The 25,904-nt window shown below is 73.2% G+C and carries 29 protein-coding genes; 16 read left to right on the forward strand and 13 right to left on the reverse strand.

Features of this window, described 5'->3' with window-relative positions; all coding sequences use genetic code 11:
• Positions 1-125: 125 nt before the first annotated feature.
• From ACGFZP_RS23555 to ACGFZP_RS23575, 5 genes are all read left to right on the forward strand, one after another.
• Entirely contained in the window at positions 126-641 is a 516-nt protein-coding gene (locus ACGFZP_RS23555) for an Asp23/Gls24 family envelope stress response protein (protein WP_392936211.1), read from the forward strand.
• 66 nt (positions 642-707) lie between these two features.
• Entirely contained in the window at positions 708-899 is a 192-nt protein-coding gene (locus ACGFZP_RS23560; RefSeq protein ID WP_392936213.1) for a hypothetical protein, read from the forward strand.
• A complete protein-coding gene (locus ACGFZP_RS23565; protein ID WP_392936216.1) occupies positions 899-1,243 on the forward strand; it encodes a hypothetical protein in 345 nt (114 codons plus the stop codon). The genes ACGFZP_RS23560 and ACGFZP_RS23565 overlap by 1 nt, the downstream gene beginning before the upstream one ends.
• 104 nt (positions 1,244-1,347) lie before the next feature.
• Positions 1,348-2,019, forward strand: coding sequence for a DUF6286 domain-containing protein (locus ACGFZP_RS23570; RefSeq protein WP_392936218.1), 672 nt, complete (start codon positions 1,348-1,350; stop codon positions 2,017-2,019).
• Positions 2,020-2,089: 70 nt separating this feature from the next.
• The gene (locus ACGFZP_RS23575) at positions 2,090-2,728 is read left to right on the forward strand and encodes an alkaline shock response membrane anchor protein AmaP (protein WP_392936221.1); all 639 of its coding nucleotides are present in this window, start codon (positions 2,090-2,092) and stop codon (positions 2,726-2,728) included.
• A 32-nt stretch (positions 2,729-2,760) separates the two neighbouring features.
• Here the strand turns inward: ACGFZP_RS23575 and ACGFZP_RS23580 are convergent, their stop codons facing one another.
• On the reverse strand, positions 2,761-3,531 hold the full coding sequence (locus ACGFZP_RS23580) for an SDR family oxidoreductase (RefSeq protein WP_392936224.1): 771 nt from the start codon (positions 3,529-3,531) through the stop codon (positions 2,761-2,763).
• 176 nt (positions 3,532-3,707) lie between these two features.
• Here ACGFZP_RS23580 and ACGFZP_RS23585 point away from each other — a divergent pair, with 176 nt between their 5' ends.
• Positions 3,708-4,133: a MerR family transcriptional regulator gene (locus ACGFZP_RS23585; RefSeq protein ID WP_392936227.1), complete on the forward strand. Its 426-nt coding sequence runs from the start codon at positions 3,708-3,710 to the stop codon at positions 4,131-4,133.
• A gap of 3 nt (positions 4,134-4,136) precedes the next feature.
• On the forward strand, positions 4,137-4,469 hold the full coding sequence (gene trxA, locus ACGFZP_RS23590; protein ID WP_392936230.1) for a thioredoxin: 333 nt from the start codon (positions 4,137-4,139) through the stop codon (positions 4,467-4,469).
• A gap of 42 nt (positions 4,470-4,511) precedes the next feature.
• On the opposite strand, the gene ACGFZP_RS23595 is transcribed toward trxA, so the two are convergent.
• Positions 4,512-5,318: an SURF1 family protein gene (locus ACGFZP_RS23595; protein ID WP_392936232.1), complete on the reverse strand. Its 807-nt coding sequence runs from the start codon at positions 5,316-5,318 to the stop codon at positions 4,512-4,514.
• Between the two features lie 31 nt (positions 5,319-5,349).
• Positions 5,350-6,345, reverse strand: a complete 996-nt coding sequence (locus ACGFZP_RS23600) for a DEDDh family exonuclease (protein WP_392936235.1) — start codon at positions 6,343-6,345, stop codon at positions 5,350-5,352.
• A gap of 159 nt (positions 6,346-6,504) precedes the next feature.
• On the opposite strand from ACGFZP_RS23600, the gene ACGFZP_RS23605 reads away from it, so the two are divergent.
• The 4 genes from ACGFZP_RS23605 (at position 6,505) to moaA (ending at position 11,015) form a co-directional block, all read left to right on the forward strand.
• A complete protein-coding gene (locus tag ACGFZP_RS23605; RefSeq protein ID WP_392936238.1) occupies positions 6,505-7,548 on the forward strand; it encodes a zinc-dependent alcohol dehydrogenase family protein in 1,044 nt (347 codons plus the stop codon).
• A 470-nt stretch (positions 7,549-8,018) separates the two neighbouring features.
• On the forward strand, positions 8,019-8,339 hold the full coding sequence (locus ACGFZP_RS23610; protein ID WP_387941382.1) for a DUF485 domain-containing protein: 321 nt from the start codon (positions 8,019-8,021) through the stop codon (positions 8,337-8,339).
• A complete protein-coding gene (locus ACGFZP_RS23615; RefSeq protein ID WP_392936241.1) occupies positions 8,336-9,946 on the forward strand; it encodes a cation acetate symporter in 1,611 nt (536 codons plus the stop codon). Before ACGFZP_RS23610 ends, ACGFZP_RS23615 begins: the two co-directional genes overlap by 4 nt.
• A 79-nt stretch (positions 9,947-10,025) precedes the next feature.
• A complete protein-coding gene (moaA, locus tag ACGFZP_RS23620) occupies positions 10,026-11,015 on the forward strand; it encodes a GTP 3',8-cyclase MoaA (RefSeq protein ID WP_392936243.1) in 990 nt (329 codons plus the stop codon).
• 48 nt (positions 11,016-11,063) lie between these two features.
• Here the strand turns inward: moaA and ACGFZP_RS23625 are convergent, their stop codons facing one another.
• The 6 genes from ACGFZP_RS23625 to ACGFZP_RS23650 form a co-directional block, all read right to left on the reverse strand.
• Positions 11,064-11,288, reverse strand: coding sequence for a hypothetical protein (locus tag ACGFZP_RS23625; protein ID WP_392936246.1), 225 nt, complete (start codon positions 11,286-11,288; stop codon positions 11,064-11,066).
• A gap of 263 nt (positions 11,289-11,551) precedes the next feature.
• Positions 11,552-11,935, reverse strand: a complete 384-nt coding sequence (locus ACGFZP_RS23630) for a DUF3099 domain-containing protein (protein WP_392936248.1) — start codon at positions 11,933-11,935, stop codon at positions 11,552-11,554.
• Positions 11,936-12,038: 103 nt separating this feature from the next.
• Positions 12,039-12,584, reverse strand: coding sequence for an RNA 2'-phosphotransferase (locus tag ACGFZP_RS23635; protein ID WP_392936251.1), 546 nt, complete (start codon positions 12,582-12,584; stop codon positions 12,039-12,041).
• Between the two features lie 29 nt (positions 12,585-12,613).
• The gene (locus ACGFZP_RS23640; protein ID WP_392936254.1) at positions 12,614-14,011 is read right to left on the reverse strand and encodes a metallopeptidase TldD-related protein; all 1,398 of its coding nucleotides are present in this window, start codon (positions 14,009-14,011) and stop codon (positions 12,614-12,616) included.
• Complete coding sequence (locus tag ACGFZP_RS23645) at positions 14,011-15,564, reverse strand: TldD/PmbA family protein (protein ID WP_392936352.1); 1,554 nt, start codon at positions 15,562-15,564, stop codon at positions 14,011-14,013. The genes ACGFZP_RS23640 and ACGFZP_RS23645 overlap by 1 nt, the downstream gene beginning before the upstream one ends.
• A 138-nt stretch (positions 15,565-15,702) precedes the next feature.
• On the reverse strand, positions 15,703-16,848 hold the full coding sequence (locus tag ACGFZP_RS23650; protein WP_392936257.1) for an MBL fold metallo-hydrolase: 1,146 nt from the start codon (positions 16,846-16,848) through the stop codon (positions 15,703-15,705).
• A gap of 282 nt (positions 16,849-17,130) precedes the next feature.
• Here ACGFZP_RS23650 and fabG point away from each other — a divergent pair, with 282 nt between their 5' ends.
• The gene (fabG, locus tag ACGFZP_RS23655; protein ID WP_392936260.1) at positions 17,131-17,850 is read left to right on the forward strand and encodes a 3-oxoacyl-[acyl-carrier-protein] reductase; all 720 of its coding nucleotides are present in this window, start codon (positions 17,131-17,133) and stop codon (positions 17,848-17,850) included.
• A 3-nt stretch (positions 17,851-17,853) separates the two neighbouring features.
• The gene (gene fabI / locus ACGFZP_RS23660) at positions 17,854-18,621 is read left to right on the forward strand and encodes an enoyl-ACP reductase FabI (protein ID WP_392936263.1); all 768 of its coding nucleotides are present in this window, start codon (positions 17,854-17,856) and stop codon (positions 18,619-18,621) included.
• Between the two features lie 125 nt (positions 18,622-18,746).
• Here the strand turns inward: fabI and ACGFZP_RS23665 are convergent, their stop codons facing one another.
• The 3 genes from ACGFZP_RS23665 to ACGFZP_RS23675 form a co-directional block, all read right to left on the reverse strand.
• Complete coding sequence (locus ACGFZP_RS23665) at positions 18,747-20,918, reverse strand: DUF6571 family protein (protein WP_392936266.1); 2,172 nt, start codon at positions 20,916-20,918, stop codon at positions 18,747-18,749.
• Positions 20,919-20,920: 2 nt separating this feature from the next.
• Entirely contained in the window at positions 20,921-21,247 is a 327-nt protein-coding gene (locus ACGFZP_RS23670; RefSeq protein WP_392936269.1) for a hypothetical protein, read from the reverse strand.
• Positions 21,248-21,364: 117 nt separating this feature from the next.
• Positions 21,365-22,039 (reverse strand): FadR/GntR family transcriptional regulator, encoded by a 675-nt coding sequence (locus ACGFZP_RS23675; protein ID WP_392936272.1) that lies wholly within the window; start codon positions 22,037-22,039, stop codon positions 21,365-21,367.
• Positions 22,040-22,165: 126 nt separating this feature from the next.
• Here ACGFZP_RS23675 and ACGFZP_RS23680 point away from each other — a divergent pair, with 126 nt between their 5' ends.
• From ACGFZP_RS23680 to ACGFZP_RS23690, 3 genes are all read left to right on the forward strand, one after another.
• Complete coding sequence (locus ACGFZP_RS23680) at positions 22,166-23,434, forward strand: CynX/NimT family MFS transporter (RefSeq protein WP_392936274.1); 1,269 nt, start codon at positions 22,166-22,168, stop codon at positions 23,432-23,434.
• A 175-nt stretch (positions 23,435-23,609) separates the two neighbouring features.
• The gene (locus tag ACGFZP_RS23685; protein ID WP_392936277.1) at positions 23,610-23,732 is read left to right on the forward strand and encodes an SGM_5486 family transporter-associated protein; all 123 of its coding nucleotides are present in this window, start codon (positions 23,610-23,612) and stop codon (positions 23,730-23,732) included.
• Positions 23,733-23,855: 123 nt separating this feature from the next.
• Positions 23,856-24,383, forward strand: coding sequence for a SixA phosphatase family protein (locus ACGFZP_RS23690; RefSeq protein WP_392936280.1), 528 nt, complete (start codon positions 23,856-23,858; stop codon positions 24,381-24,383).
• Positions 24,384-24,505: 122 nt separating this feature from the next.
• On the opposite strand, the gene serB is transcribed toward ACGFZP_RS23690, so the two are convergent.
• Positions 24,506-25,768 (reverse strand): phosphoserine phosphatase SerB, encoded by a 1,263-nt coding sequence (gene serB, locus ACGFZP_RS23695; protein ID WP_392936283.1) that lies wholly within the window; start codon positions 25,766-25,768, stop codon positions 24,506-24,508.
• Positions 25,769-25,904 lie beyond the last annotated feature (136 nt).

A 25,904-nucleotide genomic window follows, 5' to 3' on the forward strand; every position in this document is an offset into this window, starting at 1 on the left:
GTCTGCGCAGCCCGGCGGAGCGGCCCGCCGGGCCGGACACCGCTCCAGGGGCGGGAATCGTGGCGAAATGCCAGAGTTGAAGCGATTTGCGATATAGCTGGAGCCGTACGACGGGAGAAGCGCCCATGCCTGACACTCCGACGCCCGCCACCATGCACAAGAACCCCTCCGCCGGTGCCACGGCCGTTGCCGCGACGCCGACGAGCAGCGACAGCACCAAGCCGCTGGCCGACCGGGGCCGCACCGCGCTGGCCGTCGGCGTGGTCGAGAAGATCGCCGGGATGGCCGCCCGCGAGGTCGTCGGCATCCACGCCCTGGGCTCGGGGCTCTCGCGCACCTTCGGCGCGATGCGCGACCGGGTGCCCGGGGGGAAGTCCAGCATCGGGCGCGGGATCAAGGCCGAGGTAGGGGAGAAGCAGACCGCCATCGACATCGCCCTGGTCGTCGAGTACGGCGTGGTGATCCCCGAACTGGCCCGCCAGGTACGGGAGAACATCATCGACGCGGTCGAGCGGATGACCGGCCTGGAGGTCGTCGAGGTCAACATCGCCGTCAACGACGTCCACCTGCCCGACGAGCCGGACGTCGAGGAGGAGGAAGAAGAGGTCCCCTCCGCGGGGCAGCGGCCCAAGCTGAAGTAACGCCACCCGGCTGGAACAGCCGGACCGACCGCCCGGCGCCGGGCCGGTACAGACGAGGAGGAGCGGATGAACCTGGCCATCGTCGGCCTGGTGGTGGGGATGGCGCTGGGCTTCGCCGGCTATTTCGGCGGGTTCGCGGCCTTCCTGCTGGTGGCCGCGCTCGGAGTGGTCGGCTTCGTGGTCGGACGGCTGCTGGAGGGCGACATCGAACTCGGGGACCTCGGCGACCTGCTGCGCGGCCGCGACCGGCGCCGTTGATGGCGGCCGTCGCGGCCGGCCGACGTGAGCCGGGTGCCCGGGGCCGGCTGCGGGTCGCGGACCGGGTCTACGCCCGGATCGCGGCCCGGGCCGCCCGCGAGGCCCTCGACGACGCGTGGAGCGGCCGGGCGGAGCGCGGCCGCCCGCCCAGGGTGTCGGTCGCCGCGCCGGGCAGCACCGTCACCGTGCGGGTCGCCGTCGAGCTGCCCTTCCCGGCCGATCTCGCGCGGCTGGCGGGTACCGTGCGCGACCGCATCGCCGAGCAGGTCGGCGGCCTGACCGGGACGAGGGTCGCCGAGGTGGTGGTGGTCGTCGAGCGGCTGGTGACAGGGGGAGCGGCATGACCGGGCAGCCGCCGCCGGGGCCGTCGGCCCAGGAGCCGGAGCCGTTGGGATCGGAGCCGTTGGGATCGGAGCCGTCGGGACCGGAGCCGTTGGGATCGGAGCCGTTGGGATCGGAGCCGTCGGTGGGGTCGCTGGAGGCGGGGCCGTCCGAGTCCGGGCCGACGGGGCTGCCGCCGGAGCCGGAGCAGGTCGCCGTGAAGGTGCCCCGGTTGCGGGCCCCGCGCACCGTGGCCGCCGCGGTGGTCGCCACCGTCGCGCTGGTGATCGCCACCGCGTTGCTCTACGACGTGATCGCCGTCCGGACCGGCCACCCCGCCCGCCGCTGGCGTGCCGACGCCGCCGACGAACTCGCCACCCGGCACCTCGACGACCTCGGTGTACTGCTCGGCGCCGGGGCGGCCACTCTGCTCGGCGGCTGGCTGCTCTGGCTCGCGCTCGCCCCCGGCCTGCGCCGCTGGCTCCCGCTGCGCCCGCACGGCGACACCGCCGCCGCGATCGACCGCGGCGGGGTCGCCACCCTCCTGGTCGACCGTGCCGCGAGCCTGCCCGGGGTGGACCGCACCGCCGTCCGGATCAACCGCCGCAGGGTCAAGGTCACCCTGACCGGCCCGGCCGACCCGGCCTCCGTCCAGCGCCGGCTGCGCGAGGAGCTGGCCAGGGTGACCCTGGCCCGTCCGCTGACCCTGGAGGTCCGGACGGCCCGCCGCCGGGCCGGCCGCCGGGCCGCGGCGGCGGGCGGTCCTGAAACGGGCGGCCCGGCGGGCGGCGACGGGTGAGCCGGGCCCGGTGCGGGCGGCGGGCATCGGGGGACGGGCGGAGCAGACGAGCGGACAGAGGGAGGGCGCGGTGAGTCGAACCACCGTCAACCGGCTGCTGCTGGGAGTGGCCGGCCTGGTGCTGCTGGCCGCCGGGGTGCTGGTGCTCGCGGGCGGCCTCGACCTGTACGGGCGGCTGGGGGTGGAGCCGCCGAGCCGGTGGCCGCTCACCTCACCGGACCAGCCGGTGTTCGGCACCGGCTCCCGCACGCGCTGGGTGGACCAACCCTGGTGGTGGCCCGCCGTCATCGGCGGGCTGGTGCTGGTGATGGCCGGCACGCTCTGGTGGCTCTTCGCCCAGCTGCGCCGCAACGGCCCGGCGAGCATCGCCGTCCCGACGCCGGGCGCGCCCGGCCTCCGGCTGCGCCTGCGCACCCGGGCCCTGGAGGACGCGCTGGAGACGGGCACCGTGGAGCTCCCCGAGGTCGAACGGGTGGGCATCCGGCTGGTGCGCGGGCCGAAGCACCCGCGTCTGCGCGGCACCGTCCGGCTGGCTCCGGGCGGCGATCCGGCGGCGCTGGTCGAACACTTCGAGACCGGCCCGCGCGCCGACGCCCGGAGCAGCCTCGGCCTGGCCGGGCTGCCGGCCGACCTCCGGATGCGGGTGGTGGCCGCGAAGCCGGCCGCGCCGAGCCGGCGGAACCGGCGCAGGCACCCGCGCGTGCAGTAGGCCGAGGCGTCCGGCCCGCGTCCGTGGGGCGGTCAGAGGCCGCGCAGGGCGCCGCCGTCGACCGGGACCATGACGCCGGTCAGGTAGGAGGCGGCGGGGGAGAGCAGGAAGGCGGCGACCTTGCCGAACTCCTCGGGGGTGCCGTAGCGGCCGAGCGGGATCGCGGCGCTGTGCTGGGCGCGGGCGGCGTCCGGGTCGCCGCCGAGGGAGTCGAGCTCGCGGACCCGGTCGGTGTCGATCCGGGCCGGGAGCAGGCCGACCACCCGGATCCCGCGCGGGCCCAGCTCGTCGGCCAGCGACTTGGCGGCCATCGCCAGGCCCGGCCGCAGGCCGTTGGAGATGCCGAGGCCGGGGATGGGCTGGCGGACCGAGCCGGAGAGCACGAACCCGATCACCCCGCCCCGGTCCAGCGCCCCGGCCGCCGCACGGGCGATCCGCAGGGCGCCGAGGAAGACCGCCTCGAAGGCGTCGCGCCAGGCCTCCTCCGGGGCGGTGGAGACCGGGCCGGCCGAGGGGCCGCCGACGCTGATCAGCACGCCGTCCAGCCGGCCGAAGTGCTCGACGGCCGCGGCCGTCAGGCGCTCTGGGGTGCCCGGATCGGCGTTGTCGGCCACCAGGCCGTGCGCCGCCCCGCCGCCGTCGAGGGCGGAGAGCTCGGCGACGGCCGCGTCCACCGACTCCCTGCCGCGCCCGCTGACCAGCACCCGGGCGCCGTCGGCGACCAGTTCGCGGGCGGCCGCGAAGCCGAGGCCCCGGGTCGCTCCGGTGACCACGTACACCTTGTCCTGCAGTCCAAGATCCATGGCCCCATCCTGCCGGGTGGCGGGAGCGTCCGGGTAGTGGCGGGGGAGGCGCGGGGCGGCGTGTGCCGCCCGGACCGTGCTGGCCTTGACGTCGGCGTCAAGGTCTACCGTCGTTCCCGGCGGCGTTCGACGGCGCCCGGAGGCGGCCGGAAGGGGCCGGAAGGAGCTGAGCGGGCATGCGGATCGGTGAGCTGGCGGAGCGGGCGGGCACGACCACCCGGACGCTGCGGTACTACGAGCAGCTCGGGCTGCTGCCCGCCCGGAGGTCCGGCAACGGCTACCGCGCGTACGGCGAGGAGGACCTGCGGCTGCTCCGGCAGATCCGGATGCTGCAGGACTTCGGCTTCGGCCTGGAGGAGACCCGGCCGTTCGTGGAGTGTCTGCAGGCCGGGCACCCCGAGGGCGACTCCTGCCCCGCCTCGCTGGAGGTCTACCGGCGCAAGCTGGCGGAGCTCGACGAGTGCATCACCCGGCTCCAGGAGGTCCGGGTGCAGGTGGGCGCCCAGTTCGCCCGGGCGCAGGCCGCCCGGGACGAGCTCGCCTCCGGGGGTGCTGGCGAACAGCCGCAGTGCGAGTTGGCGATCGAGTGGGAGGAGACGTAGGCGATGGTGCAGATCACAGGGGTGCCGGCGGTCACGGACGAGACCTTCGCCGCCGAGGTGCTGGCGGCCGAGGGCCCGGTGCTGGTGGACTTCACGGCGGACTGGTGCCCGCCGTGCCGGATGATGGCGCCGGTGCTGGCGGACATCGCGCGGGAGGAGGCGCACCGGCTGACCGTCGTCCAGCTGGACGTGGACACCAACCCGGAGACCCAGGCGGCGTACGGGGTGCTGTCGATGCCGACCCTGATGGTGTTCCGGGGCGGCGAGCCGGTCCGGTCGGTGGTCGGCGCCCGGGCCAAGGCGCGGCTGCTGCGCGAGCTGGCGGACGTGCTGTAACGGACGTGCTGTAGCGGTCGGGCCGGTCGAGGCCGGGCCGGGTCAGACCGGGAGGGGCTCCGGCTCGGTCGAGGCCTCGGCCTCGGCGGCCTCCTTGGCCCGGTCCCTGGCCTCGCGTCGGACCAGCACCCACAGGCCCACCGGGACCATCGCGGTGAACAGCCACCACTGGATCGCGTACGCCATGTGCGGCCCGATGTCGGAGTGGTTGGGCTCGGGCAGCAGCTCCGGCTGGTCGGCAGGGGCCGGGGAGGTGGCGGTGAGCTCCAGGTAGCCGCCGAGCAGGGCGGCGCCGGTCTCCCTGGCCTGCTGCGCGGTGCTGATCAGGTTGAACTGGCGGTCCGGCAGCCCGGCCCGGTCACGGATGCCGCTGCCGGCCGAGGTCTCGTCGGCCCGCAGCCTGCCGGTGAGGACGACCTCGCCGGCGGGCACGGACGGGACGGCCGGGTAGGCGGTGGCGGAGTCGCCGGAGGCCACCCAGCCACGGTTGACCAGGACGGTGCCCCGTCCGTCGGACAGCTTCAGCGGGGTCACCACGAAGTAGCCGATCTTGTCCCCGCTGGAGTCGGTCCGCTTGCGGACCACGAACTCGTGCTCCGGGTCGTACTGCCCGGTGGCCGTCACCGCGCGCCAGGTGAGGTCCTTGGGCACCGTGAACCCGGGGGCCGCCGACAGGGTGTCGTACGGCACCGGCTGGGCGGTCAGGGACCGGGCGATCAGCTCGTTGCGGGCCACCCGCGCCTCGTGGCGGTGCAGCTGCCAGAACCCCAGCTCGATCGTGGTGGGGATCAGCAGCAGGGCGACCAGGACGGTGATCAACCAGCGCCAGGAGAGCAGAAAACGGTACACATGGGCACGGTACGCCCACCTCACAACGGGATCACGCACCGGGGTGCGGGGCGACCTCGCGCAGCAGTTGGAGGAAGGCGTCCTCGCCGACCACGGGGGTGCCGACCTCGCGGGCCCGGCGGGCCTTGCCGCTCCAGCTGCCCGGTTCGTTGGTCACCAGCAGGCTGGTGAGCCGGCTCACCGACCCGGCGATGTGCAGTCCGGCCTCCACCGTGCGGTCCTCCAGCACCTCGCGGTCGGTCGCGGTGTCGCCGGTGAACGCCACCCGCATGCCCTGGACCAGCGGCTTGCCGTCCTCCCAGCGCCCGGGGTTCGGGTACGGGCACGGCGGGCGCTTCTTCGCCTGGCGGTAGGAGGAGCCGGTCCAGGAGCTGCGGGCGGGCGAGGCGGGCTCGTCCTCGCCGAGGTCGGTGACGGCGACGCAGGTCTGCAGCGGCAGCGGGACGCCCCCCTGGCGGGCCAGGTGCAGGCTGGGGCGGAACGCCTCGGCGAGCACCCGGGCGTCGTCCAGCGCGTTGTGCGCCCGGCGCTGCTGGACCCCGAAGTAGGCGGCGAGCGTGGACAGCTTGCCGTTGGGCAGCGGGAGCCGCAGGTCGCGGGAGAGCACCATGGTGCACAGCCGCTGGTCCACCGGGGCGCGCAGGCCGGCCCGGGAGAACTCGCGGGAGATCATGTTCCAGTCGAAGAGCGCGTTGTGCGCGACCATCACCCGGCCCTGCAGCCGCTCGGCGAGGTCCTCGGCGATCTGCGGGAAGGTCGGCGCGCCGGACAGCACCTCGTCGGTCAGGCCGTGGATCCAGACCGGGCCCGGGTCCCGCTCGGGGTTGACCAGGGTGTACCAGTGGTCGGTGACCTCGCCGTCGGCGTCCAACTGGTAGACACCCGCCGAGATGACACGGTCCGAGCGGCCGAGGCCGGTGGTCTCGACGTCCACCACGGCGAACCCCTCGGCGGGGGAGGTGGAGCGCTGGGCCGGGACGGGGACGGTCCGCGGTGCGCCGTACGTCTCGGGCTGGATCGCATGCATGGTCAAACAGAATAAGCGCCGCGGGGACCTCTCCCGGTCGAAATGTTCGACTGGGCGGGCCGGAATAGAGTGGTCGACGTATTCGTCGTACATCCAGTCGAATATCCCCCGGCCGCCCCCCACCCCTCGGGCGGCCGTCTCCCCGAAGGACGAACCCCCATGCGCGCCACCGTGATCCACGGCCCCAACGACATCCGGATCGAGGACGTACCGGACCCGGTGATCCAGCATCCGACGGACGTCGTGGTCCGGGTGGTGAACGCCTGCATCTGCGGTAGCGACCTGTGGGCGTACCGGGGTGTGGCGGCCCGCGAGGCCGGCCAGCGGATCGGCCACGAGTTCCTCGGCGTGGTCGAGGAGGCCGGGTCCGAGGTCCGCGACTTCAAGCCGGGCGACCTGGTGGTCGCGCCCTTCGTCTGGTCGGACGGCACCTGTGACTTCTGTCTCGAAGGCCTGCAGACCTCCTGCCCGCACGGCGGCTTCTGGGGCCAGGTCGGCTCGGACGGCGGCCAGGGCGAGGCGGTGCGCGTCCCGTTCGCCGACGGCACGCTCGTCCGGCTGCCCAAGGAGGCGGCTGGGGACGAGAAGCTGCTGACCAACCTGCTCGCGCTCTCCGACGTGATGGCCACCGGCCACCACGCGGCCGTCACCGCGGGCGTCCGCCCGGGTGCCACCGTCGCGGTGGTCGGCGACGGCGCGGTGGGCCTGTGCGGCGTGCTGGCCGCGCACCGCCTCGGCGCGGGCCGGATCATCGCGCTCGGCCGGCACACCGCCCGCACCGACCTGGCCCGCCGTTTCGGCGCCACCGACGTGGTCGCCGAGCGCGGCGAGGCCGCGATCGAGGCGGTGAAGGAGCTGACCGGCGGCCAGGGCGCGCACGCCGTGCTGGAGGCCGTCGGCACCGAGGAGTCGATGCGCACCGCCGTCTCGATCGCCCGCGACGGCGGCGCGGTCGGCTACGTCGGCGTCCCGCACGGCGGCAGTGCGGGCGTGGACATCGGCCAGATGTTCGGCCGGAACGTCTCGCTCCGGGGCGGCGTCGCCCCGGCCCGTGCCTACATCCCCGAGTTGCTCCCCGACGTCCTGTCCGGTGCCATCGAGCCCGGCCTGGTGTTCGACCGCACGGTCGGCCTGGACGGCGTCCCGGACGGCTACCGTGCGATGGACGACCGCTCGGCCCTGAAGGTCCGCATCGCGTTCTGACCCGCCCGCGGTAGCGGCAGCGGCCCGTGCCACCCCCTCCCGGGGTGGCACGGGCCGCTGCCGTTGTGGGCGCAGCCCCGGGGTGACGATTTCGGCCCGGTCTCGTTGTCCGGAAACCGGCGGGCCGACGGAGTGTGAATCGGGCGCCCGATCGGAAGTCCGAACTCGTGACGATCACATGAGTGGCAGGAGGTGGTCACTGGGAACCGAGGCCCCGCAGGGGGTCGTTCGGATGCCCCGCAGCTCGCCGGAATGGTCTGATTTCAGCCAATTGACTACTGCGAGGGGGTGAACGGCTGGCTGGTCGCGGTCAACCCCTTCCGGGGCGGGCGCGGCACTCCTAGCATTGCGCGGCGCGCATCCGGACTGTGACGCCGCTCACGTCCGGTCGTTCCCCTGGTGCGACCGCTACGCCGAAGGAGTGAGGAGACAGAGTGGAATCGCCGTCGATCACCACTGGCCCTACGGAAGTGCAACTCATCGAGGAGGGCGAGGAGTTCCGAACGCTGCGGAGCTCGTTCCGCAACTTCGCCTTCCCCGTCACCATCGGCTTCGTGCTCTGGTACCTGCTCTACATCCTGCTCTCCAGCTACGCCCCGGGCCTGATGGGAACCAAGGTGGTCGGGCACGTCAACGTCGCCCTGGTGCTGGGGCTGCTGCAGTTCGCCACCACCTTCGCCATCGCGGCCTGGTACGCGCGCTACGCGGACCGGCGGCTCGACCCGCCCGCCGCTGTGATCCGCGAACGCCAGGGCGCCGTGGTCCACGCCCCCCGGGAGGCCGCCGAATGACCCTGCTCGCCAGCTCCGCCACCGAGCACCGCGGCCTGACGATGAGCCTGTTCGGGTTCTTCGTCCTCGCCACCCTGGCCATCACCGTCTGGGCCGGGCGGCAGACCAAGGACGCCGCCGACTTCTACGCCGGCGGGCGCAGTTTCACCGGCTTCCAGAACGGCCTGGCCATCTCCGGCGACTACATGTCCGCCGCGTCCTTCCTCGGCATCGCCGGGGCCATCGCGCTCTCCGGCTACGACGGCTTCCTGTACTCGATCGGCTTCCTGGTCGCCTGGCTGGTCGCGCTGCTGCTGGTCGCCGAGCCGCTGCGCAACTCCGGCCGGTACACGATGGCCGACGTGCTCGCCTTCCGGATGCGCCAGCGCCCGGTGCGCACCGCCGCCGGTGTCTCCACCATCGTGGTGTCGATCTTCTACCTGCTCGCCCAGATGGTCGGCGCCGGGACGCTGGTGGCCCTCCTGCTCGGCGTCAGCGGTGACGGCGCCAAGCGGCTGACCATCGTCGCGGTCGGCGCGCTGATGGTGGTCTACGTGGTGATAGGGGGAATGAAGGGCACCACCTGGGTGCAGATCGTCAAGGCCGTGCTGCTGATCGCGGGCACCGCACTGATGACCGTCCTGGTCCTCGCCAAGTACCACTTCAACCCCTCCGCGCTGCTGGGCGCCGCCGCCGACGCCAGCGGGAAGGGCGCCGCGTTCCTCGAACCGGGGCTGAAGTACGGCGCCAGCGGCACCAGCAAACTCGACTTCATCAGCCTCGGGATCGCGCTGGTCCTCGGCACAGCCGGACTGCCGCACATCCTGGTCCGCTTCTACACCGTGCCCACCGCCAAGGCGGCCCGGAAGTCGGTGCTCTGGGCGATCGGCATCATCGGCGGCTTCTACCTGATGACCCTGGCGCTCGGGTTCGGCGCCGCGGCCATCGTCGGCCACAAGGCGATCGAGGACACCAAGTCCTCCGGCAACACCGCCGCCCCGCTGCTCGCCGAACAGCTCGGCGGCGGCGCGGGCACCACCGGGGGCGCGATCCTGCTGGCGGTGATCTCCGCCGTGGCCTTCGCCACCATCCTCGCCGTGGTGGCCGGGCTGACCCTGGCCTCGTCGGCCTCCTTCGCCCATGACCTGTACGCCAACGTCATCCGGCGCGGCCGGGCCAGCGAGAAGGAGGAGGTGCGCTCGGCGAAGTGGGCCGCCGTCGCGATCGGCGCGGTCGCGATCGTGCTCAGCCTGTTCGCGGGCAAGCTCAACACCGCCGCGCTGGTCGCCCTGGCCTTCGCGGTGGCCGCCTCCGCCAACCTGCCCACCCTGCTCTACTCGCTGTTCTGGAAGCGGTTCACCACCGTCGGCGCGGTCAGCGCGGTCTACGCCGGCCTGATCAGCTCGGTGGTGCTGGTGGCCTTCTCGCCGGTCGTCTCGGGCGGCAAGAACTCGCTCTTCCCGCATGCGGACTTCCACTGGTTCCCGCTGGAGAACCCCGGCCTGGTCTCGATCCCGGTGGGCTTCCTGGCGGGCTGGATCGCCACCCTGCTGTCCAAGGATCCGGCCGACCCGGCGAAGTACGCTGAACTGGAGGTCCGCTCGCTGACCGGACTGGGCGCCCACTGACCTCAGGGCAGTAGCTAAGCTGGCCCGGCCCCGCCGTGACGGTGGCCGGGCCGGCCGCGTCTTTCGGGAAGGAACCGCCGTGCTCCTCGACACCTTCGGCCGGCAGGCGGTGGACCTGCGGGTCTCCCTCACCGACCGGTGCAACCTGCGCTGCACCTACTGCATGCCCGAGGAGGGCCTGCAGTGGCTGGCCAGACCGGATCTGCTGACCGACGAGGAGATCGTCCGGCTGGTCTCGATCGCCGTCCGCGACCTGGGCGTGCGCGAGGTCCGCTTCACCGGCGGGGAGCCGCTGCTGCGGCCCGGGCTGGTCGCCGTGGTCGCGGCCTGCTCCGAACTCGAACCGCGCCCGGAGCTGTCGCTCACCACCAACGGGATCGGCCTCACGCGCACCGCCGAGGCACTGCGCACCGCGGGGCTGGACCGGGTCAACGTCTCGCTGGACACCCTCGACCCGGACACCTTCCACACCCTCACCCGCCGCCGGCGCCACCAGGACGTGCTCGACGGGCTGGCCGCGGCCGAGGCCGCCGGACTGGCGCCGGTCAAGCTGAACGCCGTCCTGATGCGCGGGGTCAACGACCACGAGGCGCCCGACCTGCTCGCCTGGTGCCTGGAGCACGGGTACGAGCTGCGGTTCATCGAGCAGATGCCGCTGGACGCCCAGCACGGCTGGGACCGCTCCTCGATGATCACCGCCGAGGAGATCCTGGAGCGGCTCGCCACCCGGTTCGCGCTCACCCCCGAGCCCTCGGCCCGCCGGGGTGCGGCGCCCGCCGAGCGCTGGCTGGTGGACGGCGGGCCGGCGGTGGTCGGCGTGATCGCCTCCGTCACCCGCCCGTTCTGCCGCGCCTGCGACCGCACCCGGCTGACCGCCGACGGCCAGGTCCGCAACTGCCTGTTCGCCACCGGTGAGACGGACCTGCGGACGGCGCTGCGCTCGGGCGGCAGCGACGCCGAGATCGCCGGGCTGTGGCGGGCGGCGATGTGGGGCAAGAAGGCCGGGGCCGGAATCGACGACCCGGAGTTCCTCCAGCCCGAGCGGCCGATGTCGGCGATCGGCGGCTAGGGCTAGGGCTCGGGCGGTTGGGGCTCGGGCGGTTGCGAGGCCTCGCGGCTAGGAGGCCTCGGTGTCGGGGGTCCAGTCGGCGAGGGCGACGACCTCCTTGAGGAAGCCGCGCACCCCGAGGAACTGCGACAGGTGCTCCCGGTGCTCCTCACAGGCCGCCCAGGTCTTGCGGCGGTCGGGGGTGTGCAGCTTGGGGTTGTTCCAGACCAGCACCCATCGGGCGTCCGCCCGGCAGCCCTTGGCGGAGCACATCGGGGTCTGCGGGGAGTCCATCGGGCCGTCCTCGAACGTTGGCGGGTGGTCTGCACCGCCAGTCTTGCACGCGCCCGGGCCTCGCCCGGATCCGGGCATGGCGACGCCGGGCAGCCACGGGGGGAGCCGCCCGGCGTCGGTCCGTCGCTCCGACGGGGGATGCGGAGCGCGTACGCAGTATGTCACGGTCGGACCCGCGTTTGGGGAGGTCTTGCATGATTAATCTGAGCTTCTTTTGAGCTTTCTGCTAGCCAGATCGCATGAAACCACTGCAAAGCAGACAGTCAGCTTGAGCTCTGTGAAGAATCGGTGGCCGAGGCCTTCGCCTCACCGGCACCGGGCGCCGCGCCCGCCCCGCCCGTACCGCCGGGGCCGAGCATCAGTGGAACGTCCGGCGGCATGTCGAAGGTGCTCGGCAGCCCCGGAGCCCGCTCCCGCCCCGCGTTGGCGATCAGCACCGCGAAGTACGGCAGCAGCACCGCGCCCCCGAGGGCGGCGAAGGCCAGCACCCGCTGGACGTCCCACAGCACCACCGCGAGCAGGACGCAGAGGGTGCGGGCCAGCATCGAGACCACATAGCGGCGCTGTCGCCCCCGGACATCCTCGGAGAGGCTGCTGCGTGCCCCCGTGATCCGGTGGACCTGCCCACCGCTGGCGCTCTTGCCCATGTCCTACCGCCCTCGTCCCAGCACCCGCGCCTCGCCGCGCGGCCTCCTCACGGTACGCCGCGCGACGGGCGCCGACGAGACCGGGTCGGGCGGGACACGGCACTCAGGGCTGAGCGAGGTACTCCGGCGGGACGGCGTCGGTGAGCCAGACGCCGTTGGCGCTGATCCGGAACTCGTGCCCGGCCGCGGCCATCGCGGCGGCGTCCACCGTCAGGACCACCGGGCGGCCGTGTCGGGAGCCCACCCGCTCGGCCGTCCCGGTGTCCGCGGAGAGGTGGACGTCCTGCCGGGCCATCGGCCGCAGGCCCTCGCGGAATATCGCGTCCAGGTTCCGGGTGGCGGTGCCGTGGAACAGCACCGCCGGGGGCTCGGCGGCGGCCAGACCGAGGTCGACCGCCACCGTGTGCCCCTGGCTGGCGCGGATCGAGAGACCGTCCTCGGAGTAGGCGAACCGGCGCTTGTTGTTGGTCGCCACCACGTGGTCCAGCTCGGCCCTGGTCAGCCGGCCGCCCTGCGCCGCCAGCGCGGCGAGCAGGACGTCCACCCGGACCCAGCCCGCCGCGTCCAGGGCGATCCCGACCCGGCCGGGGTCGTGCCGCAGGATGCGGGAGAGCATCTTGCTGGTCCTGACCGTGCGCTTCTCGTCCACGCTCTCTCGATTCCCCCTGGCAGGCCCCGCTACGAGGCCTGGCTGACCGAACTCATGTTGAAGTCCGCGACCCGCACCGGCGGCATCGCCGTCCGGGTGAACCAGTCGCTCCACTCGCGCGGCAGGCAGCGCTCGGTGCGGCCCACCTCGGTGATCCGGCCGAGCAGGTCGACCGGGGACTCGTTGAACCGGAAGTTGTTCACCGCGCCGACCACCTCGCCGTTCTCCACCAGGTACACGCCGTCCCGGGTGAGGCCGGTGAGCAGCAGCGTGGCCGGGTCCACCTCGCGGATGTACCAGAGGCAGGTGAGCAGCAGACCGCGCTCGGTGCGGGCGATCATCTCGTCCAGGGTCGGCGCGGCGGCCTGGTCGGCCGTCTCCAGGACGAGGTTGTCGACGGCCGGGCGCAGCGACAGGCCGGTGAGCCCGGCGGAGTGCCGGGTGGTGATCAGCTCGGTCAGCGCGCCGTCCCGGATCCACTCGGTGGCGGACAGCTCCAGGCCGTTGTCGAAGACCGAGCTGTCCCCGCCGGTGGAGTGCGCCAGCACGAACGGCGCCGCCTCCAGGCCGGGCTCGGCCGGGTCGGAGCGCAGCGTCAGCGGCAGCGCCGTGAGCTTGTCGCCGATCCGGGTGCCCCCGCCGGGCTTGGAGAACACCGTCCGGCCCTCGGCCGCGTCCCGGCCGCCGCTGGACCAGCTCAGGTAGACCATGAGGTCGGCGACGGCCGCGGGCGGCAGCAGCGTCTCGTAGCGGCCGGCCGGCAGGTCGATCCTGCGGGTGCCCCAGCCGAGGCGCCGGGTGGCGTCGGCGTGCAGCGCGCTGACGTCCACATCGGTGAAGTCGCGGGTGCTCGCGCCGACCCAGGCCGAGCCGGACAGGTCGGCCGTCTTGGCGTTGAGGTCGAGCGTGCCGGTCGGCTGGTCGTGGCGCAGCCGCAGGCCGGTGGACGTCCCCAGGTAGCTGGAGACCACCTCGTGCCGGGCGAAGCCGTACAGCAGCTCGCCCTGCGCGGCGGCCCGGGCGAAGGCCTCGCCGAGGGCGGGCGCGAAGGCGGCGAACACCTCGACGGAGGTCTCGGCGGGCGGCTCGGTGAAGGCGGGCGAGGACGGCCGGTCGGCGATCAGCGGCTGGGCGTCCTCGGCCGGTCCGGCCGACCGGGCGGCGTCCTCGGCGGCCCGGACCAGGCCCTCCACCTCGTCGGTGGTGACGGCCTCGCGGGAGACCACGCCGGAGGCGGTGCCCTCGCCGCCGGCGACCGTGGCGATCACCGTCAGCCGGCGGCCGCGGGTGACGCCGTTGGTGGTCAGGGAGTTGCCCGCCCAGCGCAGGTTGGCGGTCGACTCCTCGTCGGCGATCACCACGCAGCCGTCCGCGCGGGAGAGGCCGAGCGCCAGCTCGACGAGTTCGTGGGGCTGCATCGAGGCCATCAGTGACCCGCCTCCTGCTGGGTGTTGAGCACGTTGACGTTGCGGAACAGCGCCGAGGGGCAGCCGTGGCTGACCGCCGCGACCTGGCCGGGCTGCGCCTTGCCGCAGTTGAAGGCGCCGCCGAGGACGTAGGTCTGCGGGCCGCCGACGGCCGCCATCGAGCCCCAGAAGTCGGTGGTGGTGGCCTGGTAGGCGAAGTCCTTGACCTGGCCGGCGAGTTCGCCGTTCCTGATGGCGTACGCGCGCTGGCCGGTGAACTGGAAGTTGTAGCGCTGCATGTCGATCGACCAGGAGCGGTCGCCGACGATGTACAGGCCCTTCTCCACGCCCGCGAACAGGCCCTCGGTGTCGGGGCCGCCGGCGGCGGGCTGCAGCGAGACGTTGGCCATCCGCTGCACCGGGACGTGGTCGGGGGAGTCGGCGAAGGCGCAGCCGTTGGAGCGGTCGAAGCCCTTCAGCGCGGCCATCCCGCGGTCCAGCTGGTAGCCGACCAGGACACCGTCCCTGACGAGGTCCCAGGACTGGGTGGCGACGCCCTCGTCGTCGTAGCCGATGGTGGACAGGCCGTGCTCGGCGGTGCGGTCGCCGGTGACGTGCATCAGCTCGGAGCCGTACTTAAGCGAGCCCAGCCTGTCGAAGGTGGCGAAGGAGGTGCCCGCGTAGGCGGCCTCGTAGCCGAGCGCGCGGTCCAGCTCGGTGGCGTGGCCGATCGACTCGTGGATGGTCAGCCAGAGGTTGGACGGGTCGACGACGAGGTCGTAGCGGCCGGCCTCGACGCTCGGCGCCTTCATCTTCTCGGCCAGCAGGACGGGCAGTTCGGCCAGCTCGGCGTCCCAGTCCCAGCCGCTGCCGGTCAGGTACTCGTAGCCGCGGCCGACCGGCGGGGCCAGGGTGCGCATCGAGTCGAAGGCGCCGGTGCGCTCGTCGACCGAGGTGGCCTCCAGGACGGGGTGCAGCCGGATCCGCTGCTGGGTGGTGACGGTGCCGGAGGTGTCCGCGTAGAACTTGTTCTCCTGGACCGTCAGCAGGGTGGCCTGGACGTGCGAGACGCCTCCGGCGCGCAGCAGCCGGGTGCTCCAGTCGGCGAGCAGGGCCGTCTTCTCGGCGTCCGGCACCTCGAAGGGGTTGACCTCGTACGCGGAGACCCAGGTGGCGTCCGGGTACACCGGCTCGGCGGCCAGCTCGACGTGCTCCCTCGACCCGGCCGCCCGGCTGATCCCGCCGGACATCCGGGCCACCGCGACGGCCTGCTCGGCGACCCGCGCCGCCGCGTCCGCGGTGAGGTCCACCCCGGCCGCGAAGCCCCAGGCGCCGTCGAGCAGCACCCGGACGGCGAAGCCGAGCTGAAGGCTGTCGGAGGTGCCGGCCGGGCGGGCGTCGCGCAGCCGCCAGGAGGCGCTGCGGACCCGCTCCAGCCGGAAGTCGGCGTGGGAGGCGCCGAGTTCCCGGGCCCGGGTGAGCGCCGCGTCGGCCAGCGTGCGCAGCGGATAGGCGAGGAACAGCGGGTCGACGGCGCGCCCGCGCGGGGCGCGGGCGGTGGTCGCCGGGGGCATCGGAGGCAAGCGGGCTCCCTGGTCGCGGGACGAGCGGGTGGTGCGGGCGCCCCGCACAGGGGCCCCGCACCGCATCATTTCCCGTCCAGGGGCTTTCGGCCAGCGCATTTCCCAGGTGACACGCGGTCCGGGGAGGCGTCAGGCGACGGTCTCCCACCAGCCGTCCAGCTCCGGCGGACTGTCGACGTCCACCCGCTCGCCCGGCCGCGGCACCGCGAGCGGCACGGCCTGCGCCTTGGCCTCGGCGAGCAGCCGCTCGATCGGCTCGGCCCACGGGTGCAGGCCCAGGTTGAAGGTGCACCAGTGGACCGGCACCAACAGGCCCGCGTTCAGGTCGAGGTGGGCGCGGACGGCGTCCTCCGGCGTCATGTGGATGTCCGCCCAGGCCGCGTCGTACGCGCCGATCTGCACCAGCGCGGCGTCGAACGGGCCGTGCTGCGCGCCGATCCGCTCGTAGCCCTCGAAGTAGCCGGAGTCCCCCGTGTAGAAGACCCTGCGGGTCGGGCCGGCTATCACCCAGGAGCCCCACAGGGTGGTGTTGCGGGTCAGGCCGCGGCCGGAGAAGTGGTGCGCGGAGGTCAGGGTGAGCACCAGCTCGCCGAGGGTGCAGGTCTCGTCCCAGTCGAGCTCGATGATCCGGTGCTCCGGGACGCCCCAGCGGCGCAGGTGCCCGCCGATGCCGAGCGGCACCGCGAAGGGCGCGGACTGGCTGCGCACCAGGCGCCTGACCGTCGCCATGTCGAGGTGGTCGTAGTGGTCGTGCGAGATCAGCACGGCGTCGACCTGCGGAAGCTCCTCCAGCTCCACCGGCACCGGGTGCAGTCGGCGGGGGCCGACGTGCGCGGAGGGGGAGCAGCGGTCGCTCCAGACCGGGTCGAGCAGCACCCGGGAGCCCTCGATCTCGACCAGCGCGGAGGCGTGGCCGTACCAGGTGATCTCCACGCCCTCGGCGGCCGGGCGCGGACCGCCGGCCGGGCGGACGGTCGGCACCGGGTGGGCGGGCACCCGGCCCTCGCGCCGGAACAGCATCCGGCGCACGGTGTCCCGGTCGAAGTCCGGGGTGGGATTGGCCCGGGCCAGCGTGGAGGGCGCGTTGTGGAACACTCCGTCGCGGTACTGCGGAGAGTCGCGGACCCGCTCCTCCCGCTCGCCGTCCGGCCTGCGCCCGAACGCCGCCGGCAGGTCGCGCAGCGACCAGGCGGCGGCCCCCGCGCCGGCCGCCAGGGCGGCCAGGGCCAGCAGTCGTCCGCGCCGGTGGGTGGTACCGGGCTGTGCCTCGCTCATCCGTGCTCTGCCTTCGCTCGTCTTCGCTCGTCTTCGGGACGTGTCCACAGGGCGGTGCGGCCGACCCCGCTTCGTCGCGCACCACCGGGGCAACGGGCACGCCCGTGCGTGTTGTTCCCGTCCGAGGGTGCCACGATCGTCCGGACCCGGGTTGTCGGATTGCGACAGTTCCACCGGTACTGAGCTGTGGGAGCCCGATTCGTCGCAGCTGCGGGCCGACCGATAGCGTCACACTGCGTGCGCATTTCCGTCGCACGCGCCGATACGGAGAGAGGTGGATCGTTGAGCCGCTCGGTTCTCGTCACCGGAGGAAACCGGGGCATCGGCCTCGCGATCGCCCTGGCCTTCGCCGAGGCGGGCGACAAGGTCGCCATCACCAGCCGTTCGGGCGAGGTGCCCGAGGCGCTGGAGAAGTACGACGTCCTCGCCGTGCGCTGTGACATCACGGACACCGCGCAGGTGGACGCCGCCTTCACCGAGATCGAGGAGAAGCACGGCGCGGTGCAGGTGCTGGTCGCGAACGCGGGCATCACCAACGACACGCTGCTGCTGCGCATGTCGGAGGAGGACTTCACCTCCGTCGTGGACACCAACCTGACCGGCGCGTTCCGGGTGGTGAAGCGCGCCTCCAAGCTGATGATGCGCGCCCGCACCGGCCGTGTTGTGCTGATCTCCTCGGTGGTCGGCCTGTCCGGCTCGCCGGGCCAGGCGAACTACGCCGCGTCCAAGTCCGGCCTGGTGGGCTTCGCCCGTTCGCTGGCGCGCGAGCTCGGCCCGCGCAACATCACCGTCAACGTGGTCGCCCCCGGCTTCGTCGACACCGACATGACCGCAGTGCTCAGCGACGAGCGCCGCGCGGAGATCGTCGCCGGTGTGCCGCTCGGCCGCTACGCGACGCCCGCCGAGGTCGCCAACACCGTGCGGTTCCTCGGTTCGGACGAGGCCGCGTACATCACCGGAGCCGTCATTCCCGTCGACGGCGGATTGGGCATGGGTCACTGAACCATGAGTGGAATCCTTGAGGGCAAGCGGATCCTGATCACCGGAGTGCTGATGGAGTCCTCCATCGCCTTCCACACCGCCCGGCTCGCACAGGAGCAGGGCGCGGAGATCATCCTCACCGCCTTCCCGCGGCCCAGCCTGACCGAGCGGATCGCGAGGAAGCTGCCGAAGCCCGTCAAGGTGCTGGAGCTGGACGTCTCCAGCGAGGAGCAGCTGGCCGGCATCGCCGACCAGGTCCGCGAGCACCTGCCGACCCTGGACGGCATCGTCCACTCGATCGGCTTCGCCCCGCAGGACGCCCTGGGCGGCAACTTCCTGAACACGCCGTGGGAGTCCGTGGCGACCGCCATGCACGTCTCGGCGTTCTCGCTGAAGTCGCTCACCACGGCGCTGCTGCCGCTGATGCAGGACGGCGGCTCGGTGGTCGGTCTGACCTTCGACGCCCAGTTCGCCTGGCCGAAGTACGACTGGATGGGCCCGGCCAAGGCCGCGCTGGAGGCCACCTCCCGCTACATGGCCCGCGACCTCGGGGCCCGCAACATCCGGGTCAACCTGGTCTCGGCCGGTCCGATCGGCTCGATGGCCGCCAAGTCCATCCCGGGCTTCGCGGACCTCGCCGCCACCTGGGACACCCGCTCCCCGCTGAAGTGGGACCTGGCCGACCCGGAGCCGGCCGGCCGCGGCGTCGTCGCGCTGCTCTCCGACTGGTTCCCCAAGACCACCGGTGAGATCGTCCACGTCGACGGCGGTCTGCACGCCATCGGCGCCTGACGCCGAGCGGTCGCAAGAGCCCGCCACACACCACCGCCCGGTACCCCTCCTCGCGAGGGGTACCGGGCGGTGTGGCGTTCCGGGCCGTCCGGGGCGGGCCCGCGGGCCCGCCCCGGACGATCCGGCTAGCTGTCGGCGGAGCCGTGCCGGCCGAGGGCGATCATGGCCTCGGAGTAGCCGCGGCTGTGACCGTCGCGCAGACCGCGGTTGACCTCGTTGGCGAGCTCGCCCTTGGTGTCGACGTGGTTCTGGTCGGCCCAGCCGATGACCATCTGGGTGCCCTGGTCGAGGTTGGAGTCGTGGGCGGTGGAGGCCTCGTTGTTCGCCTTGTCGGCGGCCTCCTTCTTGACGTCGTCCGTCCACTGGTCGACGCCCATCTCGGCCAGCGAGCCGGCCAGGTCGCCGACCTCCGGGATGTAGCCGGTGGCCAGGCCGGTGCCGCCGGTGATGAGCTTGCCGGTCTTGTCGGCCCACTCCTTCTTGTCGTCCCGCTCGTCCAGCAGGACGTCGCTGCGGATGGCGTCGAGGGTGCCGAGCGCCGAGCCGGCCCGGTCGGCGGGGCCGACCCGGTCGTGGTCCGGGCGGGAGGGGTCGGCCGGCAGGCCGGCGACGACCTGGGCGGACTTGGCCTTCTCCGCCTCGTAGAGGGCGGCGTAGCCCTCCGGGTCCTCCGAGACGCCGCGCATGACGCGGGTGAGCGAGGAGGCCTTGTCGGCGAGGTGGGTGTTGCCGCCCTCCGTCCAGACGCCGTCCTTGTGCTTGGCGGTGTCCAGTTCGGCGCCGAGGATGTTGTGGGTGTCGTCGACGTAGTCGGTGAGCGCCCCGGCGAGCGGCTTGCGGAGGTTCTCCGGGATGTCGGCGCCCTTGCCGTCCTTGTCCAGGGCGTCGATGGTGCCCTGCATGACCCGGGCCTGCGCCTCGGTGTGCGCGTCGCCCTTGTGCTGGGTGCCGGTCGGGTCGCCGGTGGTGGCGGCCTCGATGGCGGCGCCGAGGCCGGCCCGCTGGAACGGGTCGTCCATCTTCTGCGGCGCGCCGTACAGGGTGTTGAGGTAGTTCTCCGGCCACTTGCGGTCGCGCGTCAGGTAGTTGAGGCGATCCTCGCCGCCGGGGCCCTTGGGGTCGAGGAACTGGGTGGCCGCCTCGGGGTTCTTGCCCATCTGCTTGAGGACGCCGTCCAGCGGGTCGGAGACCAGTCCGGGGCGCGGGCCGTCGAACTGGTGGTCCCAGATGTGCGGGTTCTTCTTCTCGGTGTCGATGATGTCGGCGCCGAGGTCGTTCAGGAAGACGCTGGAGTACTGGGCGTCGCCCTTGTCCATCAGGGTGGCGAGCGCCTGGTAGCCGTAGACCGGGTCGAGCTTGCCGCCGTGGTCGTCGTTGATGTTCTTGGCGCCGAGGTCCTGCAGGCCCTTGCGCCAGTCCTTGTAGAACTGGCTGTTCGGGTCGCGGGTGGCACCGGCGACGGTGTTGGCGAGGTTCTTCTGCAGCTCGCCGTACGCGCCCTTGTCCTTGCCGTCCTTGCCCTCGACCTGCTTCTCCAGCTCGTCGGCGAGCTGCAGGGTGTGCTCGGGGCCGAGGGTGTTGAGCAGGGTCTGGCTGTACTGCGGGCTGTTGCTGTTGGCCTTCATCAGGTTGTTGAGCTCGTCGAGCTCGGCCGGCGACAGCTTGCCGTCCTTGCGCATCTTCTCGGCGAGGTCGGCGGCGCGCCTGGCGTCGGCCGCGTCGCCGCCGCCGATGGCCTGGCCGTTGAAGGTGTTGAAGGCGTCGCCCACCTTGGCCGCCCGGTTCAGCGCGCGCGAGGCCCGCTGGTCGGCGGCGGTGGCCTCCTGGATGGCGGCCTGGATCGCCTCGGACCACTTGCCGGCGGCCTCGTTGCACTGGCGCTGGTAGTCGGGGTCGTGGCGGTAGTCGTGCTTGGTCGCCTCGTCCAGCCTGGAGACGTCGAACATGACGGAGCCGGTGCCGGTGACCTTCATGCCCGCGGCGGTGGCGCCCTCGCTCGCCTCCCGCAGCTTCTTCTGCGCCGCCTCGAAGTCGCCGTGCGCGTCGGTGATGATCGTCGCGACGGCGTTGGCCTCGGTCTGGGCGTCGATGGTCTGCTGCTTGGTCGCGTTGATGTGCTGGTTGGCCGCGAAGGCCGTGGACCCGAGCCACATGCCCTGGTTGCCGGTGACCGAGAGGACCTCGTTGTCCAGCCGCTGCTGGACCGCGGAGTACTTGCGGGCCATCTCGGTCCAGTCGGATGCGGCCTTGGTCATCGCCGACAGGTCGGCGTGCAGGATGTCCTCGTATCCGAGCATGCTCAGGCCCCCTTGCCGAACGAGGCGGCGACGCCGTGTTCGACGCTCACGTAGTTCAGATGGGTCTGGCGCATCATCCCGGCCTCCTGGTTGAGGCGGCCGTTGAGCTGTGCGACCTGCTCGTGCCACTCCTGGAGCGCGCCGCGCAGGGCGCCGGCGCTCTCCCAGCCGCTCAGCTTGCCGGCGGCGGCGGCCGTCGACTCGTCTGCGGTCTTGCCGGCAGCCGTGCTGTCATTGGCTATGCCGTCCAGTGCGGTGGCGGCCTTGTCGAGCGCGGTGGGCGCCACCCCGGTCTGAGAGCCGCCTCCCTTGGCGTCCGGATCAGCCATCGATTCTCCCCGTGTTCCATGCAGCCAGGGGCATTTGACGCCCCCCGAGATTTTTACGGGACGTTAGCACGTGGGAGGCGGCGCCGGGCGGAGCGGTGTCCGGGCGCCGGGGCGCGCTCAGGCCTCGGCGGGGGTGCAGGCGCCGATCGCGCGCCCGGCCTCCACGGAGGCCCGCTGGGCGTCGCCGGCCCGGATCGCGACCAGGATCTCGTCGTGGCCGAGGTAGCGCTCGGCGATCAGCTCCGGGCCGACGTCGTGCCGCAGGTGGGCGCGGGTGACCTCGCCGAGGTCCGCGTAGACGGCGGCGAGCACGTCGTTGTGCGCGGCGGCGACGACGGCCTGGTGGAAGGCGGCGTCGGCCTGGATGAAGTCCTCCGCGTCACCCGAGCGCCAGGCGTCCTCGCGGCGGGCCAGCGCGGCCTCCAGCAGGACGAGGTCGCGCTCGGTGCGCCGGGTGGCGGCCAGGCCGGCGGCCGAGGTCTCCAGGGCGGTCCGCAGTTCGGCCACCTGCCCCTGGTCGGCGTCGGCGAAGCGGCGGTGCATCACCCCGGCGAGCTCGCTGGTGGCGAGCACATAGGTGCCCGAACCCTGGCGGATGTCCAGCAGCCCGTTGTGGGCGAGGGCGCGGACGGCCTCGCGGACGGTGTTCCGGGCCACGCCGAGCTGCTCGACGAGGGCGGCCTCGGTCGGGATGCGCGAGCCGACGGGCCACTCCCCGGAGGTGATCTGGGCGCGCAGCTGCGAGATCACCTGGTCGGACAGCGGGGTGCGCCTCGGCGAGGACAGCGCCACGGGGACTCCTTGCGGCTTCGAGGGTGGGCGGGGCCCGCAGCCGAGGAGCTCGGCCACCGGCTGGGTCGGGACATCATGCCAATTCGAGGATGCACTAATTCATCCCATCATTCTATGATGTCTCGCATGCCTCCCGCAGCAGACACCACCACCCCTCCCCGGACCGGGGTCCGGCCGCAGACCGAGCGGCCCGCGACCGACCGCAGCAGGTACCTCGGCTGGCTGTTCGCCGTCGCGATCGCCGCCGCCGCCTTCAACCTCAGGCCCGTCGTCACCAGCCTCGGACCGCTGCTCAAGCAGGTCACGGCCGACCTCGGGATGAGCCCGACGACGGCCGGCCTGCTCGCCGCGCTCCCCTCGCTCTGCTTCGCCGTCTTCGGCTTCACCGCGCCCGGCATGGCCCGTCGGCTCGGCCCGGTCGCGGTGGTCACCGCGGGCATGGGCGCGATCACCGCGGGCGTGCTGGCCCGCTCCTTCGCCGGCGGTACGGCGGTCTTCCTGCTGCTCACCGCGCTCGCGCTGGCCGGGGTGGCGGTCTCCAACGTGCTGATCCCGGTGGTGATCAAGCGGTACTTCCCGGAGCGGGTCGGTCCGATGATCGGCCTGTACTCGATGGCGCTGTCGGCCGGCACCGCGCTGGCCGCCGCCGTCACCGTCCCGATGACCACCGCGCTCGGCGGCGACTGGCGGGTCGGGCTTGGCGTCTGGGCCGCGCTCGGGGCGGTCGCCCTGGTGCTCTGGCTGGTCGTCGCGGCGGTCAAGCGCGAGCGCGGGGACAAGGCGTCCGGCACGGCCACCGAGCGGCTGCCGATCACCCGCAGCCGCACCGCCTGGGCGATGGCCTGCTTCTTCGGCCTGCAGGCCACCGGCGCCTACGTGGTGATGGGCTTCCTGCCGACGATCTTCCAGGACGCCGGGGTCTCCAAGAGCACCTCCGGGGTGCTCCTGGCGCTCACCATGGTGATCGGCGTGCCGGTCTCCTTCGTGCTGCCCAACCTCGCCGCCCGGCGGGGCGACCAGCGGCTGTTCGTCGTCGTCCTGGGCTCCTGCGGCATCGCCGGCTACGCCGGACTGGCGCTGGCCCCGGCCGGGGCGTCCTGGCTCTGGGCCGTCCTGGTGGGCCTGTCCAACTGCGCGTTCCCGCTGGTGCTCACCATGATCGGCCTGCGCGCCCGGACGGCCGGCGGGGTCGCCCAGCTCTCCGCCTTCGCCCAGGGCGTCGGCTATCTGATCTCCATCCCCGGCCCGATCCTGATCGGGCGGCTGTACCAGGCCACCGGCGACTGGTACCTGCCGCTGGGCTTCCTCGCGCTGCTGCTGGTGCCGCAGATGGTGTTCGGCCTGCGGGCGGCGATGGCCCGGCACATCGAGGACGAGGCGTTGCGCCCGGCGTAGCGGCCGCCCGGTCGGTCCCGGTCGGCGCGATGCCCGTCGGCCCGGCCCCGTCGGCCCGGTCCCGTCGGCCCGGCCCCGTCGGCCCGGTTCCCGTTGGCCCGGCCGGACCAACGGGGACCGGGCGGTTTCCGGGGGCCGGTGCCGGGCCGGTCCGCCGGGATGGGAGAATCGGGACATGCCCGTACTCGACCCGAACCCCACCGACGGCCACAAGAAGCTCGGCCAGATCGCCGCCGTGATCGTCGGAATCGTCGTCCTGCTGGCGGTCGTCGCCAGCGTCGCCAAGAACCTCGGCTGACCAGCGCCCGACCACCGGGCGTCGCCCCGGCCAACGGCGCATGATGGCACCCTCCACTCCTGAGGGTGGCCGCATCAGGGAGCATCGCGCCGCGGAGCGGCTTTTCTGCCAAGCTTGCTGGGTATGAGCGCCGACACGCCCCGCAGGATCATCGTTCTCCGTCATGCCAAGGCCGACTGGCCCAACGGCGTCGACGACCACGAGCGGCCGCTGGCCGACCGGGGCCGCCACCAGGCCCCCGATTCCGGCCGCTGGCTCGCCGACTCCGGCATCAGCCCCGACTACGTGCTCTGCTCCACCGCCCTGCGCACCCGCGAGACCTGGAAGCTCGCCGTGCACGAGCTGCCCAAGCGCCCCCGCAAGACCGTGTACGAGGACCGGATCTACGAGGCCAGCCCCGGCGAGATCATCACGGTGCTCCAGGAGACCCCGGACGACTACGCAGACCTCGTCCTGGTCGGCCACAACCCCGGGGTCCTCGGGCTGACCCAGGTGCTGGCCGGTGACGAGGGCGACCGCGAGGCGCTGGAGCGGCTGCGGCTCGGGGGCTTCCCGACCGCCGCCGTCGCGGTGCTGAGTTTCAGCGGCTCCTGGAAGGGCGTGGAGCCGGGCGTGGCCGAGCTGGTCTCGTACTTCACGCCACAGGACTGACCGTACGGCGAAGGGGCGCGGGGAGTGGTCCCCACGCCCCTTCGGCGGTGCGTTCCGGTTCGGCGGTGCGGCGCGGTGCGTGCGGTGCGGTCGGTCCGGACGGACGGGCGGCGGGCCCCGGCCTACTCGGTCGGCGTGCCGTCCAGTGCGTCGGCCGCCTCGACCTCCTCGCGGGTGATCCCCAGCAGGTACAGCACGGTGTCCAGGAACGGCACGTTCACCGCGGTGTCGGCGGCCTCCCGCACCACCGGCTTGGCGTTGAAGGCCACCCCGAGCCCGGCGGCGTTCAGCATGTCCAGGTCGTTGGCGCCGTCGCCGATCGCCACCGTCTGCTCCAGCGGGACCTTCGCCTGCTCGGCGAAGCGGGCCAGCCAGCGGGCCTTGCCGGCCCGGTCCACGATCTCGCCGACCACCCGGCCGGTGAACCTGCCGTCCACCACCTCCAGGGTGTTGGCCGCCGCGTAGTCCAGCCCCAGCTCCGCCACCAGGTGGTCGGTGACCTGGGTGAACCCGCCGGACACCACGGCGACCTGACAGCCGAGCCGCTGAAGCGTACGGATCAGGGTGCGCGCGCCCGGGGTGAACCGGACCTCCGAGCGGACCTTGTCGGTCACCGTGGCGTCCAGCCCGGCCAGCAGCGCCACCCGGGCGTGCAGCGACTCGGCGAAGTCCAGCTCGCCGCGCATCGCCGCGGCCGTCACCTCGGCGACCTTCTCCTCGCAGCCCGCGTGCGCCGCGAAGAGCTCGATCACCTCGTCCTGGATCAGCGTCGAGTCGACGTCCATCACGACCAGGCGCTTGGCCCGGCGCTCCAGCCCGGCCCGGACCACCGCGATGTCCACCCGCTGGGAGGCGGCCTCCTGGGCCAGCTCGGCGCGCAGGTCCTCGGTGGCGACGCCGGAGACGAACAGTTCCACCGCCGTCACCGGGTACTTGGCCAGGCGGAACACGCGGTCGATGTTGCCGCCCGAGGCGGTGATCCGGGAGGTCAGCGCGGAGACGGCGCCGGCGGTCAGCGGGTGGCCCAGCACGGTGACGTGCGAGCGGCCCTCCCGGCGCGGCCGGTTGTCGCCGGTACCGGAGATGATCTCGGCCTGGAGCTTCTGCTCCTCGGCCCAGCGGTGCACGGTGGCCCGCAGCCCGCCCTCGGCGCCGGGCGTGCCGCCGGCCGGGGGGGTGACCAGCGCACAGAGCGTTATCCGGCCGCGGGTGACCATCTGTTCGATGTCGATCACGTCGACGCCGAACTCGGCCAGGGTGGCGAAGAGGCCGGCGGTGATGCCGGGGCGGTCCTTGCCGAACACCTTGACGAGCAGGGTGCGCTCGTCCTCGGTCCGGGGCTGCGGGGCGGGGAGGGGCTCAGCGGCCAAGGGCGATGCGTTCATGGTGCCTCCCACGCTACCCGCCGGCCGGCGGCGCCACGGCACCCGTCCACGAGGCGGACGTGCGGGCGGGCGGTGTGCGGACGACCCCCGCCACGGGCGGCCGACGTGCACACTCCGTGCCGGGCGGGCCACAGCG

It is taken from the genome of Kitasatospora sp. NPDC048239 (assembly GCF_043202015.1).
GTDB lineage: Bacteria > Actinomycetota > Actinomycetes > Streptomycetales > Streptomycetaceae > Kitasatospora.